This is a genomic window from Clostridium sp. AF19-22AC, from assembly GCF_003479085.1.
Taxonomy (GTDB): domain Bacteria; phylum Bacillota; class Clostridia; order Lachnospirales; family Lachnospiraceae; genus Faecalicatena_A; species Faecalicatena_A orotica.
The window spans coordinates 18,664-34,753 of sequence record NZ_QUGN01000030.1; the positions used below are offsets into that span (position 1 = coordinate 18,664).

The 16,090-nt window shown below is 45.0% G+C and carries 16 protein-coding genes and 1 pseudogene; 6 read left to right on the forward strand and 11 right to left on the reverse strand.

The window, feature by feature from the left end; all coding sequences use genetic code 11:
• Window positions 1-82 precede the first annotated feature (82 nt).
• Together DWX43_RS23615 and DWX43_RS23620 are read left to right on the forward strand one after the other, a co-directional pair.
• The gene (locus DWX43_RS23615; protein ID WP_109732881.1) at window positions 83-889 is read left to right on the forward strand and encodes a helix-turn-helix transcriptional regulator; all 807 of its coding nucleotides are present in this window, start codon (window positions 83-85) and stop codon (window positions 887-889) included.
• Window positions 890-1,030: 141 nt separating this feature from the next.
• Window positions 1,031-2,137, forward strand: a complete 1,107-nt coding sequence (locus tag DWX43_RS23620; RefSeq protein WP_242996194.1) for an aromatic acid exporter family protein — start codon at window positions 1,031-1,033, stop codon at window positions 2,135-2,137.
• On the opposite strand, the gene DWX43_RS23625 is transcribed toward DWX43_RS23620, so the two are convergent.
• Window positions 2,089-2,529 (reverse strand): iron dependent repressor, metal binding and dimerization domain protein, encoded by a 441-nt coding sequence (locus DWX43_RS23625; protein ID WP_109732882.1) that lies wholly within the window; start codon window positions 2,527-2,529, stop codon window positions 2,089-2,091. The two genes, DWX43_RS23620 and DWX43_RS23625, sit on opposite strands and share 49 nt — an antisense overlap.
• A 158-nt stretch (window positions 2,530-2,687) precedes the next feature.
• On the opposite strand from DWX43_RS23625, the gene DWX43_RS23630 reads away from it, so the two are divergent.
• Both DWX43_RS23630 and DWX43_RS23635 read left to right on the forward strand, forming a co-directional pair.
• Window positions 2,688-2,933: a FeoA family protein gene (locus tag DWX43_RS23630; protein ID WP_118622270.1), complete on the forward strand. Its 246-nt coding sequence runs from the start codon at window positions 2,688-2,690 to the stop codon at window positions 2,931-2,933.
• A gap of 1 nt (window position 2,934) precedes the next feature.
• Window positions 2,935-4,395, forward strand: a pseudogene (locus tag DWX43_RS23635) (ferrous iron transporter B); the annotation flags it as partial.
• A 239-nt stretch (window positions 4,396-4,634) separates the two neighbouring features.
• Here DWX43_RS23635 and DWX43_RS23645 read toward each other — a convergent pair.
• The 3 genes from DWX43_RS23645 to DWX43_RS23655 form a co-directional block, all read right to left on the reverse strand.
• On the reverse strand, window positions 4,635-4,844 hold the full coding sequence (locus tag DWX43_RS23645) for a hypothetical protein (RefSeq protein ID WP_118622276.1): 210 nt from the start codon (window positions 4,842-4,844) through the stop codon (window positions 4,635-4,637).
• A 519-nt stretch (window positions 4,845-5,363) separates the two neighbouring features.
• Window positions 5,364-5,600, reverse strand: coding sequence for a helix-turn-helix domain-containing protein (locus DWX43_RS23650; RefSeq protein WP_118622278.1), 237 nt, complete (start codon window positions 5,598-5,600; stop codon window positions 5,364-5,366).
• Complete coding sequence (locus tag DWX43_RS23655) at window positions 5,597-6,019, reverse strand: sigma-70 family RNA polymerase sigma factor (protein ID WP_118622280.1); 423 nt, start codon at window positions 6,017-6,019, stop codon at window positions 5,597-5,599. Before DWX43_RS23655 ends, DWX43_RS23650 begins: the two co-directional genes overlap by 4 nt.
• A 594-nt stretch (window positions 6,020-6,613) precedes the next feature.
• Here DWX43_RS23655 and DWX43_RS23660 point away from each other — a divergent pair.
• Window positions 6,614-6,970 carry a helix-turn-helix domain-containing protein gene (locus tag DWX43_RS23660; protein ID WP_118622282.1) on the forward strand — a complete coding sequence of 119 codons (357 nt, stop codon included), beginning with the start codon at window positions 6,614-6,616 and terminating at the stop codon, window positions 6,968-6,970.
• A gap of 90 nt (window positions 6,971-7,060) precedes the next feature.
• Here DWX43_RS23660 and DWX43_RS23665 read toward each other — a convergent pair whose 3' ends face one another.
• Complete coding sequence (locus DWX43_RS23665; RefSeq protein ID WP_118622284.1) at window positions 7,061-7,270, reverse strand: cysteine-rich KTR domain-containing protein; 210 nt, start codon at window positions 7,268-7,270, stop codon at window positions 7,061-7,063.
• A gap of 63 nt (window positions 7,271-7,333) precedes the next feature.
• Window positions 7,334-8,176 carry an EFR1 family ferrodoxin gene (locus DWX43_RS23670; RefSeq protein ID WP_118622286.1) on the reverse strand — a complete coding sequence of 281 codons (843 nt, stop codon included), beginning with the start codon at window positions 8,174-8,176 and terminating at the stop codon, window positions 7,334-7,336.
• A 154-nt stretch (window positions 8,177-8,330) separates the two neighbouring features.
• Here DWX43_RS23670 and DWX43_RS23675 point away from each other — a divergent pair, with 154 nt between their 5' ends.
• Window positions 8,331-8,882: a TetR/AcrR family transcriptional regulator gene (locus DWX43_RS23675; protein WP_118622288.1), complete on the forward strand. Its 552-nt coding sequence runs from the start codon at window positions 8,331-8,333 to the stop codon at window positions 8,880-8,882.
• 69 nt (window positions 8,883-8,951) lie between these two features.
• On the opposite strand, the gene DWX43_RS23680 is transcribed toward DWX43_RS23675, so the two are convergent.
• The 5 genes from DWX43_RS23680 to DWX43_RS23700 all read right to left on the reverse strand — a co-directional run bounded on the left by DWX43_RS23680 (window position 8,952) and on the right by DWX43_RS23700 (window position 15,966).
• The gene (locus DWX43_RS23680; protein WP_118622290.1) at window positions 8,952-9,857 is read right to left on the reverse strand and encodes a conjugal transfer protein; all 906 of its coding nucleotides are present in this window, start codon (window positions 9,855-9,857) and stop codon (window positions 8,952-8,954) included.
• Window positions 9,858-9,871: 14 nt separating this feature from the next.
• Window positions 9,872-10,873: a bifunctional lysozyme/C40 family peptidase gene (locus DWX43_RS23685; protein WP_118622292.1), complete on the reverse strand. Its 1,002-nt coding sequence runs from the start codon at window positions 10,871-10,873 to the stop codon at window positions 9,872-9,874.
• Window positions 10,870-13,068 (reverse strand): YtxH domain-containing protein, encoded by a 2,199-nt coding sequence (locus DWX43_RS23690; protein WP_182440806.1) that lies wholly within the window; start codon window positions 13,066-13,068, stop codon window positions 10,870-10,872. The genes DWX43_RS23685 and DWX43_RS23690 overlap by 4 nt, the downstream gene beginning before the upstream one ends.
• Before the next feature lie 68 nt (window positions 13,069-13,136).
• Window positions 13,137-15,590: an ATP-binding protein gene (locus DWX43_RS23695; RefSeq protein WP_118622296.1), complete on the reverse strand. Its 2,454-nt coding sequence runs from the start codon at window positions 15,588-15,590 to the stop codon at window positions 13,137-13,139.
• Window positions 15,574-15,966, reverse strand: a complete 393-nt coding sequence (locus tag DWX43_RS23700) for a conjugal transfer protein (protein ID WP_054354528.1) — start codon at window positions 15,964-15,966, stop codon at window positions 15,574-15,576. The genes DWX43_RS23695 and DWX43_RS23700 overlap by 17 nt, the downstream gene beginning before the upstream one ends.
• Window positions 15,967-16,090: the final 124 nt, after the last annotated feature.

Consider the following 16,090-nt stretch of genomic DNA (forward strand, 5'->3'; position numbering starts at 1 on the left):
TGTTTAATGATTCATTGCATTGGTGCACATGAACATCAGACATACCCTTTCATTCATTTAAAGAGGAGATCAGGAGGCGGACATGAGATTTGATGAAAAACTAATTACATTGAGAAAGCAGCGGGGGATGTCCCAGGAACAGCTTGCGGACCGGCTTGGAGTCACAAGACAGTCCGTGAGTAAATGGGAATCAGGACTGGCATTGCCGGAGTTGATGAAAATAATCACCCTGTCGGAGATATTTGATGTAAGTGTGGACTATCTGGTAAAGGATTATATTGAGAATGAGACAGAAAGAGATGATTCCGGTGACGGGGATTCAGACAGGAAGAATGGTTATGATGCTGCAAGACTTGAGGAAACAGTGGATGAAATCCGAAGCTATATGAGAGGATACGAGTTTACAAGCAAGACGAAGATTGCCGGGATTCCGCTCGTTTCTATAAGGCTTTCGCGCAGATTAGGGAAAGGCTCAGTCGCGAAAGGGATAATCGCAATCGGTAATGTTTCTGTAGGGGTGATTAGCATAGGAATCTTATCCACAGGCATATTTTCGTTTGGCTGTCTGGCACTGGGAGCGCTTGCACTTGGTGTTATTTCGGTGGGAATTGCGGCTCTGGGGGTCGTGGCATTCGGATTACTGGCATTTGGAACCGCGGCAGTCGGAGTCTATGCAGGCGGTGTTGCGGTTTACGGAAGCCAGATTGCGGTCGGTGTTGCGGCAGGAGGAAAGACGGTCATCGGGGAGAGCACCCGCGGAATTCATGAGCTGACGTACTATGACGGAATTGCAGAAACCACGATACGGAGATTCCTTTTGGAACATCATCCCGGATTATGGAAACCGCTGCTGGACTTTTTTACTATGATCGGAATGAATATAAAATAAAAAGACGCTGCAGAACGGAGAAAGTCTCTCAGTCTGCAGCGTTTTTCAATACCACTGGTGGGTGTCCTGAATGGAGTCTGCGATACGTCAGGATAGTCTGAAAGAAAAGAGGACATGATATGGAAAGAAGGGATGACGGATATGGAAAATTTAAAGTCGAAGATGAAAAGAATACAAAAAAGAGACAAAATGCCGGCTGCGGATACAATCGTACAGGCAGTCAGGATTGCAGCGGGAAGCGGCGCGGCGATGTTTGCGGCATCGGCGCTCAATCTGGAATTTGCCGCGTCGGCCGGGATGGTAACATTGCTCACAATTCTTACGACGAAATGGGAAACACTGAAGCTTTCGGCCGCGCGTATTATCACGTTTTTCATGGCGGTTCTCCTATGCTGGATAATATTTACGCAGGTTAAGAATGAGGGGGCCGCATTCGGAGTGTTCGTATTTTTCCTGATTCTTGCAAGTGAATGGATTGGCTGGAGAGTGACCGCGTCCGTAAATGCCGTGATCGGGACCCATTTTCTGGCTGTACGTGACTTCAGTTTCTCTTTTATTATGAATGAGTTTCTGATCATACTGCTGGGGATTACCATAGCTGTCATCGTAAACTTGTTTCAAAATAATAATTTACAAAGAAATAAAATAATTGCAAATATGCGATATACAGAAGGTGCCTTCCAGAATATATTGAATGAACTGTCCTGGTACCTCCTGCATTCGGAGAACCGGGAAGGTCAGAAGGAGGGGACAGGCGCGGATGCCGTATGGGAAAAACTGGAACTGCTGACAAAAGATCTGGATGATTTTATCCAGCAGGCCCGGGTATACTATAATAATACTTTTCAGCCCCATACGAGTTATTACGGCCGCTACTTTGAGATGCGGGAAAAGCAGTGTGAAGCTCTTCATAATCTGCATTATGAAATGGAAAAGATTAAGCAGGTGCCCAGACAGGCAGCCGTGATCGCGGAGTATATCCACTATCTGTCCCGGCATGTGACTGAGATGAATGACCCTGAAAATCAGTTGAAAAGGCTGGAACAGCTGTCAAATGATATGAAAAAAGAGGAACTTCCGAAGACCCGGGAAGAATTTGAAAGCCGTGCGGTGCTCTATCATATCTTGATGGATCTGGAAGATTTCCTGAATTATAAGCGGCAGTTTGTGGAGCGCATTGATGACACACAGTTTCAGATTTACTGGAAAAAAGAGGTCGAAGATTTCAGTTCTCCCAGTAACATCTGAAGATTATGCACGGTCCTGCGGTCTATGTAGTGCTCAATTTTTTCAACCTGTTCCAGTTCATTATCAGAATGATTTAGCAGACAGAGAAACTCATGCAGGACATCGTGACGGTAAAGTAAATAATTTCCTGCATCAAGTCCTTTCTCCGTGGCAGTCAGATAACCATATTTCTGAAAGGAAATATACCCTCTGTCCTTTAAGGCGGTTACCATCTTAGAGGCCGAGGAGGGCTTGACGTGCAGATTTTCAGATAAGGACTGTATCCTTACCACATCGTTTAATTTCAGCATCCGGCATATCATTTCCAGATAATCTTCCATAGAAGCAGTTAAATCATCTGTACTGTGAAGTTCATATCCTTTTTGCGTATAAAAATCATTTCTATTGTCCATTAAAATATTTCTCCCATTCATCATAAATCTACGTTTGTAATTCCATATTTAATTATGAATTTCTCAGAGATTAGTAACACAATGAGAATCATTTAATATTATAGAATCAGGAAAGAAAGTTTCCTTCTCCTAAATTCTATGTTAAGGCGGTGGCGCTTATGAAAAAGGAATTCTGTTTAAATGATATACACCCGGGACAGAAGGCAGTCATCAGAGAACTAAAGGCTGACGGGAATATCCACAGGCGGCTTCTGGATATCGGCCTGGTGAAAGGGACAAAAGTGGAATGTGTGGGCAGAAGCCCCGGCGGGGACCCCTGTGCATTCTTGATCCGCGGTGCGGTGATCGCAATCCGTTCAGAAGACTGCGGGAATATTATGATTCAGCTGCCGGAAGGAGTATAGTATGGACAGAGAACGTGTTGTTGCGATTGCGGGCAACCCGAATGTAGGGAAAAGTACGGTTTTTAATAATCTGACGAACCTGCACCAGCATACAGGAAACTGGCCGGGAAAAACGGTTGTGAACGCAACGGGGTACTGCAGTACCGAAAAATTTTCTTACAAAATGGTGGATATACCGGGCACTTATTCTCTCATGGCACACTCTGCGGAGGAGGAAGTCGCCCGGGACTTTATCTGTTTTGGTGACGCAGATGCGGTTGTCGTAGTGTGCGATGCAACGTGTCTGGAAAGGAATCTGAATCTCGTACTCCAGACTATGGAGATTACAGGCAGTGTCATCGTATGTGTGAACTTGCTGGATGAAGCAGCAAAAAAGGGGATTCATATTGATCTGGATGCCCTCTCAAAGGAACTGGGGGTTCCCGTCATCGGCATGGTCGCCCGTGACGGGAAGGGAATTGATGAACTTTTAGATACACTGGACGATATGATGGACAGTGAAAGGATTACCGTGAAGGCTGTAGCTGTCTGCTGCGCAGACGGCGGACGCAGGATGTATGATTCTGACGGGAGATACCGGATATGCTATCCGGATGCGGTTGAGCAGGCAATTGCCATACTGGAACCTGCGGCAGAGGCGGTGCTGGAAGAGACTGCGCTTCAATATGAGAAATGCAGGATAGGGCAGAGGAAACTGAAAGGCCCGGGACCCAGATGGCTTGCACTAAAACTTCTGGATTATGATAGTGCTCTGGATGAAGGGGTGCGTACATACCTTCAGAAGGACATCTGTCAGGAACTGCCTGTCAGAGAGGCGCTGCCTCGTGCAGAGAAGCTTCTGGCACAGGCTGGTCTGGACCAGAAACGGCTGGAGGAAGAGATCGTCTCTTCCGTAATGGCCACGGCCGAAGAAATCAGCCGGGCAGCTGTAGCAAATGAAAAAGAACGGTCTGACTTAAAGGACAGAAAGATCGATCATATACTGACTGGAAAATGGCTTGGATATCCGATTATGGCGGTTCTTCTGATGGTGATCCTGTGGCTTACCATAACCGGGGCAAACTATCCGTCACAGATGTTGTCAAAAGCACTGTTCTGGGTGCAGGACCGGCTGACAGAGTTTTTCCGTTATATGGGGGCGCCGGCCTGGCTGCATGGGATGCTTGTGCTGGGCGTATACAGAGTGCTGGCGTGGGTCGTTTCAGTCATGCTGCCGCCGATGGCAATATTTTTCCCATTATTTACCCTGCTTGAGGATGTGGGGTATCTGCCGAGGATTGCATATAATCTGGATAAACCGTTTAAAAAATGCTGCGCCTGCGGGAAACAGGCATTAACACTCTGCATGGGATTCGGGTGCAACGCTGCGGGAGTCACCGGATGTCGGATTATAGACTCCCCGAGAGAACGTCTGATCGCCATTCTGACCAACAGCCTTGTGCCGTGCAACGGGAGATTTCCACCACCATACAAAGGGAAACAAAAATGTTCCTCGGCGCTGACAATGAAGAAACAGCCGAATTAACCGTACCATTGTATGACTTTGGCGATTGGGCTTCAAGAATAAAAGCCTATCGCAAGAAAAACCATATCACTCAACAGGAGCTTGCACAGCTTATGGGCGTGAAGCATTTTACCCTCCGTAGCTGGGAACAGAAACAAACAAAGCCACCTTATCATGTATGGCGGCTTCATAAACACTTATTTGATGATTCCATCAAGCTCACGTGATTTTAGGTTATCCAGTATTTTATCTATGACGGCTACCTTATCTTCGGTAGTTAGGGTAGAACTGTTTAGCCTGCGTTCCACCACCTCTAAATGAAACTCATTGATTTTATCGGAAAGGGCGTGAAAATCCATATTGTCAGGAATATGGATAATAACATTCTGAACACAATTCTTTTTCATTCACGCCCTCCCTTCAATGAATACTAGACACTTCATCTTATGAAAATGTCTGTATGTCCTATTACATCTTATGAAGCTGTTCCAATGTGGTGCAGCTTCATTTTTTAGCTATAAGCAAATCGAACAGCTCTGGCAAAGCTCACGGGAATCCCACCCCTGCATGGTTCTCATGCAGCCGTACCCTTTGCCTGCGACGGTTTTTTCACGCTCGGACTGTGGCTGTACGGGAGTATCATTATCACAATAGGGAAGTCATGGCGGCAGCTCTGCCAAAAGCTGCATACGGAACGCTGGCATGAATCGCTCGCTTTTTATCCCTCCTTTCGGGGTCATGGCGTGTCAGCCCGTCGGCTCTTTCCCTATCGAAACGTATTCGATTGCTTTATTCTGTTTTCAAGGAACAACGGCTTGTCAGCCTGTCAAAACATACCGGCGGCGGTATGCTTTGATAGAGTGGCAAACACCCCTGTTCGGGAAGCGTGGAGCATATCATCACGCTTCCACGAAAGGGAAAATGTTTTATTTTTCTCCTATTTCAAAGGATAAAATCTTAGCAATCAGTCTGGTTTCCATCCTGCGCCGTAAGGTTTCATCCACGACCATGTGTTGATTCCCGTATTCGTCTTTCATGGGGCGGAGGGAGCGTTTTGCGATAAAGCCGCTGTAATGTTTTACAATTTCATTGATGGCTTCTGTATCGCCGTCCGTTGCTGCCACAATAACAGGAAAGGGAATCATGGGGTATGTAGTCTTCATTCTTCGTTTTCCTCCATAAATTCCTTAATAAAAGCAAGTCCGCTGGTTCTGTGACGGTAAACTGTGGAACGGTTCAGATTTAACAGTTCTGCAATTTCTGTGTCGTTCATATCCATAAAATAATACAGCAGGATAATTTCGCGTTTCTTGCCTGTCAGATTCCGTAACGCTTCGCTTAACAAATCACTTTCCACGCCAACGGTTGAACCGTTCAGCGTGAACATATGAAAATCAGATGGATAGCTGTCCACGGTTGCAAACTGGCTGACGAGATAATCGCCCATATCGGAAAACAGTGTTTCCCGTTTGGACTGTCTGGACAGAGCTTTCATATAGTCCTTGCGCTCGTCTTCCATTGCACGCTTACAGATATAATCAAACTGATTTTCAATGGTTGTCTGAAAAGAAGATGGCTTCATAATTTCTCACCCCCTTTCTTGCCATGAAAGGGAGTGGATTGAACTCTTTTGCCCCCTTTCGCACTAAGTCCCGACACGAAAGGGCTGCCAGTTGCATTGCTGGCAAAAAAACTATGAAAATTTTTTCCGGCAACCAAAAAAGCACACAAACAGACTTTACAATCTGCTTCTGTGCTTTGTTAGTTCCTGCTATGTATTGTGAAAAACCATATAGGTAGGCATTTTTATCTAATGTAGGAGAATGGCTTTTTTTAATGGCATACCACTTGTAGAATTATGTCGAATGATTATGTAGTGCATGGCGGCTACCTCCTTATGAGCCGCCGAGCTTTCTAGCCGACTTGAACACCATCCTCCGTGGATTCTGTTAGACTAACAAAAAGACGGCGGCTTTATTCAAACCGTCGTCTAGCTATAATCTGATTTTGACGCAACGAAAACCATGCTGCCAGAGAACGGTTTTTTTTATTTGCCGTCTGGCAGTATGTTTTTTTACAATAATCGCATAATAGGAACTGTACAACCTTATAATACGTTTTTCTATACCTGTCAATCATGTAACAGGAACAGTAAAATGTATAGAGGTGGTTTATTATGCGTAAAAAAGAAGATAAGTACGATTTTAAGGCGTTTGGGCTTGCGATAAAAGAAGCCCGTAAAAAACAAGGTTTAACCCGTGAACAGGTGGGAGCAATGATTGAGATTGACCCACGCTATTTAACAAACATTGAAAATAAAGGACAGCACCCAAGTTTACAGGTACTTTATGACCTTGTATCTTTACTCAATGTGTCTGTTGATGAATTTTTCTTACCTGCCAGCGGTCAAGTGAAGAACTCCAACCGTAGGCGGCTGGAAAAGCAACTTGATACATTCAATGACAAAGAAATGGTTATCATGGAAAGTGTTGCTGACGGTATCATTAAATCTAAGGAAGTGGAGGAAAATTAGTTCCTCCATTTTTATTGCTTGCAGATCATACAGCGTATGAAGCAAGCAATAAAAATGAACCGATAATCTATGAGGTATAAACCCTCTAAATTATCGGCTCTGCGTCTTAGCGTCTGGCTCTTTAATTAACTTTATATTTCCATTTTTTATATTGATTAAACTTTCATGTTTACATTTAGGACAAAATAATGGAAAATTTATCAGCTCTGTATCTTCGCGAATTTTTGTTCGTGTTTTACTGTTACATATAGGGCATAATACCCATAGTTGATTATCAGCCAATAAAACCACCTGCCTCATAATTAGTCATCATAAAATAAAGTTTTGTTTTTTATGATTTTGTAAATAAATTCTTCTGGCGTTTTAATTTCCTTTTATATATTGCCTATTTTTTTTCATATCGCTTGCTTTGATAAAAGGATTATGATATCTCTTTCGCTTTTCTGGCAAGCAAAGATTTTTAGAGATAACTGTATTTAATTCTTTATAAGCTTTAGGAGTTTTAAATTGAATAGCTTTTGTTGGACAAAACACTACACATGCCATACAACCATGACAACTATGATTCCAAACTGGACGTTTATTGTTATAGGTGATATTTTTTGTAGGACATACTTCTGCACAAGTTTTGCAATTTATACATCTATCATTTGTATAGAAGCCTTTATCGTACTCTTTTTCAACATTTAGATAAGGTATCATAAGTTTTGGATATAATTTCCTTGTAAGAAATGACATATGAGGATATGCTTTTATTTTTCTTTTCAATATTTCTCTACCAACTTTTGCTATCTTTTTTTCCATGAGTGGTATCATAATTTTCCCTGGTGGAAAAGGAGGATAAGCGGTACATTGACTAGCAACACAACGTAAAGCACAACCATATTTAAGATGTGAACCTTTTTCAAGTAATAATGTGTCCATTGTTTCAAAGGATTTACCATGTATAGCAATATAAGTAGCTACCATAAAGATATAAGCATTTGAGTTGATTTTAAGGTTTTTTACAAATTTTTGCATTGTTGTTGGCATATCCCATTCATAAACAGGACAGACAAAACCTATCATTTTTGCATTTTCTGCGGAAACATTTTCGGGATTACAACGAACAGAAATGATTTCAGCACCGCCTATAATTTCAGCTATTCTTTTAGCAACTCTTAAACTGTTCCCTGTTCCACTAAAATAATATATGATATTTTCCATAAAATTCTCCTTTCTAATGTGTTACAGTTGTAACCCTGTTGATTTTATTATATGATAAGACATATAAATGTCAACAAAGAACGGTAATATGCCACACATTCATACTATTTGTTACCTTATGACTGAATTGTAACTGAAAGGAATAAAACGTACTATGAATAAGAATAATGGAAAAATTGCAGAACAATCAAAAATAAAATTGGTAAACTCACTATTTGCTATTATGGAGCAATACAATTTTGAAGAGATTACTATTACACAAATATCTCAAGAAGCAGGACTTTCAAGAAAAACTTTTTATCGCTTATTTAAGAATAAAGATGAACTGTTAAACTTCTATTTTAAGCACTTATACAATGAATGTTTCCAACAGATTAAATCAAAGCAAATACAGCACTACTGGGATGTTGTACAGCACTATTTTGATTTTTGTGAAGGACACAAATCTCTTTTATTACTTCTAAAGCAAAATAATTTATTGACACGTCTTTTTGAGGGGTCTTATAAATATTCATTTAATGTTTTTGAATATGTTCGTACCAAAGAAGTTAAAGAGGAATATTCAGAGTTGCTTCCATACATGCTGGCTTATAGTATAGGCGGTATGTTTAGTATGCTATTAAAATGGATAGAAAGTGATATGAATATTCCATCAGCATTATTAATTGAAAAATTAAAAATTGGTTTTATGTCTTCAAATATTTAATGGAAGTTATAAAAGTTTTTTTATGAAAAATACAAGGTGTAGCCATTATAAAAGCTACACCTTGTTAAATTATTTAATAATCTTCCAATTTCCATCTTTATAAAGCGTCAACTCAAACTGCGACACCTGCGTTGCCTTTGTCTGCTGGTCGAGGTACTTCACAGCCACAGAAACCGTCACTTGACTATCGCTGCGGTTGTAGATGGGATTTACCAGTTCCGAGAACACATAATCTTTCCCAATCGGCTTTAATACTCCCTCATTCACATAATAAGACAGTTCCTTAGCGGTTGCGGTTGGGTAGAGTTTAAAGAATGTCGTCAGAAATTCGTTGATTTCATCCGTTGTCACAGCGTCCACTGTTCCGTCGCTTTCCTTTGCTTTCGGTGTGTAGCCGGATTTTACGGGTATGCTGGTAATGGTAGGGTTCTTAATGAGAACCATGTTTCCAGAGCCATCCACATAAACCGTGACTTCATAAGCGGAACGCACTGTCTTTGTGCTTCCGTTCTCCGTGATTAACTGTTCCACAGTGAAGATCACGGAGAACTGGTTTTCATCCGCCTGCGTGACAGACCATATCTGCACCCCATTGACCGCCGAGGATACGGGAATATCCTTGCGGATGGTATCGGTATTAAGTGCCTGCAATTCTCCCGTCAGATAATTCTTAATGGCGTTCTCCCTGCTGTCAATGGAAGCCGCCGTCTGTTCCCATGAATAGTAGACCTTTGCAAAGTTTGTCACAAAGTTCTCTATCTTATGGGTATCAACGATTTTTTCCTCAATGACCTTTGTTTCATGGATAGTATGAACGTCAATCGCTGTGAAATTTTTATAGACCGCAAATACAAAGCTGACCGCCAGCAGCACCCACAGGGCAATTACAATCCGCTTGTGGGTATTCGCCTTATAGACACGGGGCTTCTTTTCTTTTTCCGGTTTCTGATTTTCTTTTTTTCTTATTTGAATCATGGTTTTCATCCTTTCTATTTTGAGATTCTCCCTGCGCTTGCTAAATGCTGTTGCCAGTAGGAGCTGGTCAAATCAGCATAGCCGATAGGGTCGCCAGCATGGAACATATGGTTATTCCCTTGATATATCCCGACGTGCGTAATGTAAGTACCAGCGTTATAGGTAGAGTGGAAAAAGACCAAATCCCCAGCCTTTGCTTCGGACAAGGGGATATGCTGCGTCACGTTGTACTGTTCCTGCGCCGTCCGTGGCATGGAGATTCCAGCCTTGCCAAAGCACCACTGGACAAGACCGGAACAGTCAAAGGAGGTAGTGGGGGAAGCTCCGCCGAACACGTACCGCCAGCCCTCATATTTTAGGGCTTCATCCATGATAGCTTGTACCGTTTCGTCGTCAAACTGCGCTACCGTCAGATATTGCGACACCACCAGCACGTAGAACATATTTCCGTAGTTGTACCGCCATCCGCCGTTTTTCTCCACGGCTATAGGGTTTGTGTAAGTCACTTTTGTTCCGCCGGATTTATCCCTTGCGAAACTCTCCGCCAGTTCAAAGGTGTATTTCTTTCCACGGCTTGACACGTAGTCAAGGAATCCGCCGCCGTAGTTATAGGACTGAATGACGGTGTTTAGGTCACAGCCCTTTGCTTCGGCAGAAGCCAGCAATTCCGAGAAATACTTGCAGCCCTGCTTGATGGATTCCTCTGTGCTTAGTGAGTTAGGCGGCAATCCCAGCGATTCCGAGGATTGCATAACATCTTCCAGCGTTCCGCCGGATTCCACCTGTATAATCGCAAGAAGCACGTTGATGTATTCCTCAATCCCGTATTCCCTTGCATACTTTTCCAGCATAGGCTTGTGTGCCAACACCTCCGCTGACACATTCACGCCGCCATACTGGATATGAGAGCCGCCCCCGTCTTCTTCATCCGAGAATAGGACGACTACAAACAGGAGCAGGGAGAAAATCAGCACGAACATCCCAGAGCTAGCAATTATGAGAGCTTTCAGCTTCATTTTTTCTCCCCTTTCTTAAATTCGGCAGCGGTTCTTGACTTCTCCTTTCTGGTGGTTTCACGCTTAACGGTGGAGCTACGTTCCTTGATGGACTGTCGCTTCGGCTCTTGCTCTGCTATGGCAGGGGCAGCCACCTTTGGCTGCGGTCTGTCTGAATGGGAAGAACTGCCGGAAGCAACTTGCCGTTCCGTGATGGCTGGCATATCCGCCTTTTCTTTTCCGGATGATACCACAGGTCTTTCCGTAGGCTTGCCAGCACTTCCAGCCTGTGCCGTAGCTCTGGCCGTCTGTGTCTGGCTGCGCTCCACAGGCTCACGTGATTCTGTTTGGGGTGTAGTGATGGCAGGTCGTTCATGGACAGGGGCAGCGGATTTCTTTGGTTCTGTGGCAGATTCTTTTTTCTGCGCCACCTGCTCCATTTCCGCCCGACGCTCCGCAATGGTCTTCCTGCGCTGTTCCTCTTTATCCCTGCGCCCCTCCGCTCTAGCGGTTCTGGTCTGCGTCATGCTGGATGTAAAGTCACGCACACCCTCCGATACCTGCGTTTTCCCGTGGTAAAGGGCGTATTTTGCATTGACGGGCAAATCCTTTGCCTGTTCTTTCAGCCCTGCGGCAGTATCAACAATCTTGCCTTTGGTGTCCATGACCGCACCTGCCGCCTGTCCAGCCCGTTTGCCAAAAGAAGCCTTTTCCTCTGTGCCAGTCTGTCCATCCGGTCGGGTATGGTCTGCCTGTGTGGTTCTGGAAGCTCCCGAACCGGAAGCCGTTCCCGATTGTTTAGAAGCCTTAGAAACGGCTGCGCCAGCCCCAAGAGCCGCCACGGAACGCCCCAGCTTATGCTGTAAGCGGTGCATGTGGGCGTGCATGAGCATACGGGGTCTTCGCATAATACGGCTTCCCATGCTTTGGGAATCGCCGCTCTGCAAGGAGAACATACTCATTAAATCCCCCAGCTTGAAGTAGATTCCGGCAAAGGTCACAATCTGCAGGAACGCAATAAGGAAGAACGGATAGCCTGCTGACAGCGTATAGAGCATGGTGGAAATACTGAACGCTGTTGTGATAATCAGCGTGATTCCTGCCCTAGTCAAAATCGTATTGAACAGCTTTGTGATGGCACGTTTTGACATTCCCTCAAAGGTGGGAACCATGCTCAAAATAAAGCTCACTGGCAGGAACATGGCGTAAATGATGAATAGCACCTGCGAGAAAATCATAATGCCTGTCAATAGGAACACGAACACGGAAATACCGATATTGAAGATAAAGAGGAAGAACACCATTCCCAAGCGGTTGATGGTCTTCGTTACAGTAAGGTTCGTGTTCTCCCTGTCCTCGATTTCCTCCACGACGATTTCTCCCCTGTCTTCGCCGTTGTTGGTGTCGGGGCTGGTGGATAGTAAACTCTCCACCCGATCCGCACCAACACTCTCCATATCCGAGTTGCCATATTGGAGCAGAAGCCACGGCTGTTTTACTTGTATGGAAAAAAGGCTGTCACGGATAAGGTCTACACTGTCTTTGCCCTGGCTTTCCGAGTTTGGCAGCACAATCTTTGTGCCGAGTGAAAGGCTGGCATTGCTGATGTCTGCGGAAAAGTCATTGATTTTCCCGATATAGTCGGGAGCGTAGGCGATAAAGGACGCTGACAGCAGGAACACCACCACAAAATTTACAACGGCGTGGATTGCCTTTGTAGTTTCACGCTTGATAAGCCCTGTGTAGGCAACGTAGATTCCCACGGCAAGAATCAAAATCAGCAGGAAGCCGATATAAAACCCCTCCGAGGACAGCCCGTTTGAGGTAACACCTGCAAGGGTCTGCATATTCTTTCCGATGGAATCCGCCGTTGCCGATATGAAGTCCAGTGAATAGGCTTCCTGTATCAGATAGCCCGTGGCATTGGAAAGATACAGGCTGATTATCCAGATAAAATTCGTGATGGCGTACAGCCCGTACATGACCTGTTTCCCGATACCGTCCAGCCAGTTCCACGGCAGCCAATCCCAGCCCGTGTCCACATAAAAATCAAGCTGGTAATTATCCAGTGGGTACTTGCTGTATTCGTTGGCGGTATTGACGGTATCATCCACCAGTCCTGCGGCATGGGCGACCGTTCCCAGCGTTGCTAATAGAAAAATGGCAATCACGAATACCAGAAGTACCGTAACTGCCACTTTTCCAAGCCGCTGCATATTCCATTTTCTTTTCCGTTCCAGCTTGCCGCCTGCCGCCGGATTCCGGTGTAACAGTTTTTCTATTGTCATTCCTCCACCTCTTTTCTGACGGGTGGTCTGGTATCAAAGGCGTGCAGCAGGTCTTCAAATATGGGATGGAACTGTATCACGCCCACACGCCCGTATAGGTCACTGATAAGGCACTGTCCATTTTCAAGGTCACGCAAACGCTTCTGGTTGTTCTCGTCCTCTGCGTCCACGCCGAAGAAAGCAAGGGTCTTCCTTATCTCGTTTATGTCGGTGGAACGGAACGCAAATTTCAAGCCGAGGTTGTTTTTCAGCTTTTCATCCAGCAAATCGTCTGTATTCTGTGTCACGAAATACACACCTGCGTTCATGGCACGCCCAGCCCTCACTAACTTCATGGACAGGGTTTTTCCCTGTGCCACCTGCAAGAAGCTCCACGCTTCGTCAAGGTCTACAATCTTAAAAATGCTGCGGTCTGTGTGGATGAAGTCAAGGGCAAACGTGCTGATAACGATAAGCATAGCCACGGACAAAAGCTCCATTGTGGTGTATTCCTCAAAGCTGGTTTCCTTATCCGGCAGCACCAAATCCGCCACCTGTATGATGTTCAACTGCTTTTCAAGGCTGATGGACTGCTCCACATCCCCATGTGAGAAAAGCAGGTGTGCGAAATCGTAATCTGTAAAAGATTCGATATGGTCGGCTATGCTCACGCTGACGGGCATACCCTCCACCCGAAGTTCCTCAATGACTTTCATCAAGCCCCGTTCCTCACTGTTGGTCACGGCACGTATGGCTTTCCGAAGGACAGGGAATTTATCTCCGTCACGGGAGGAAATACCAGTCAGAAATGTTAGAATGTCGATTGCCAGCGATTCCGAATCTTTCGGATTCTCCATAATCACGTAGGGGTCAAGCAGCCCCCTGTTTTTCTCGTCCGAGGTCAGATTGACAATGTTAATCTCGCCGGCAATCTCCGGCAGCATTTCTTTCCAGTTCCCCCGTTCCGCCTTTGGGTCTACAATGACCGCCTGTGCGCCAAACAGCACAGAGTAGTAGACAATCATGTTGTTGGAGAATGATTTTCCGCCGCCCAGCGAGCCAACAAAGGCAGCGGCGAGGGCGTTTGTCACAGAGCCTTTTACCCCTTGACTGGCGAGGGCAGGTTTCAGATATACATTTCTGCCTGTGTCAAGGCTGTACCCCACATAGATTCCCTCATTCTCTCCCAGCATTTGTGTAGCACCAAAGCCCAGCCCTGCGAGGAAGTCGCTTGTCACATACTGGATGTAATCATTCATATACCGCTTGCTGGCAGGTAAAAATTCCCCATGTAAGCCCAGCATATCCCCAAACGGGCGTACCAGCTTGACGCTTAAATCGTCGTAGAAGTCCTTGACTTCATTACAGCGGCGTTTCAGCTCGTCAAGGTCGGGGGCTGTGACACGCACCACGTAAGACAGTTTATACATGGATTCCTTGCTCTGGTCTAAGGTGGTTTCCAGCTCATTCACACTGTCCAGTGCTTCCGCCACGTTGGAGCTGGTTTCGTTGTCGCTCTGCCATGCGTGGTTATCCAAGTCTTTCAGCTCTTTCTTCTTATTACGGACAGTTGACAGGGCTTTCCGGTTCGCCACGATTTCCACATTCATACTGGTATCAATGGGAAAGGTGAATTGCTGTTGCTGATAGTAGAAGATTTCAGAAGATGGGAAGTCCAGTTCGCCAACAATGGAATTGATGGTAAAGTAAGCGACGTATGCCGTGGAATCCTCCTGCTCGATTTTCAAATACCGCTGTTTTTCTTCAATCAGACAGCGTGTCGGCTTGATAAGGTCGTAATATTTTATCAGCGTTTCCTTATCCAGTTTTTTCTTCGGCAGATAGTATTCGTAGTCCTCATATGCCGTTCCTGTCTGCCCGTATAGGTGTTCTATGAGATAGCCAAAGTCGTCCTTGTCCAGACGGCGGATTTTAAAACGGCGTGAGATTTTATTTTCCAGAAGTTTTTCCATCTTAGAGAAACGCCAGATTTCATCATTGCTCATAGAAACAAAATCTCCCATGAGCTTATGGTTCACATCATGGATGAAGTCAGAAAAGGCGTTTGCCGCTTCTTTCCCCACGCTTTTAATCGTGACTTCCTGCTCATTCAGAATCAGCTTGAAGCCGATAAAAAAGCGGTAGTCCTCTTGATTTTCCCCAATCATGGAAATAAGGGCTTCGGTCTGTGCGTCGATTTTCTCATAGGCGATTTCTTTCAGCCTGCCGGACACTTCCTTTTTAGAGCGTTCCTGCGCCGCCCTTATGCTGGATTCTGTGCTAATCTGCAAGGCGTGGATTCTCCCGTCACGGTTCTGTGCGATTAACTGTCGAAAGGAATCGTGGACTTGATATTTTTGTTCTGGACTAAGGAACGAATAATTGTAGGGAAGCAGTTCATAGTAGGCGAAACATTCCCCGTCGTTGTTCCATACCAGATTGTTTTCGATATACTTAATCGGATATGCCATAGATTTCACTCCTAACTGCCGTGATGGATTCTGCCGGATGGTCTTTCCCCAGCTTCACGGTCTTTCCTGCATAGGTCAGTTTCGGTCGCACCAGATAGGCAATAACGGATTTCAGAAAGCCGTAAGGCTTCTTCCCGTCAAAGGTTTTCTGGCACATGAACCATGTGAGCGCAAGGGGAATCCCAAAGTATTTGAGGAAAGCCCCGTCTATCATGGACAGCGGCGGCACATTCCCAAGCAGCATGACCGCAAACAGCGATACCACGAACCACGTCATTTGCGTAAACGTGATGGGGAATGGCAGCTTAAAATCATTGATGGAATACAGCACCTTTTCCACCGACCAGATACTTGTGTAGCTTCGGATTTTCTTCATTTAATCAGTCCTTTCATTTTTAGTTGTCCTGTTTTTCTGGACATCAAGGTATACCCTTGTGGTGTTTCTAAAATAGTGTGGGGCAGCATGGAAGCCGCCCCGAAAAATAAAGAATCTGCCAGAA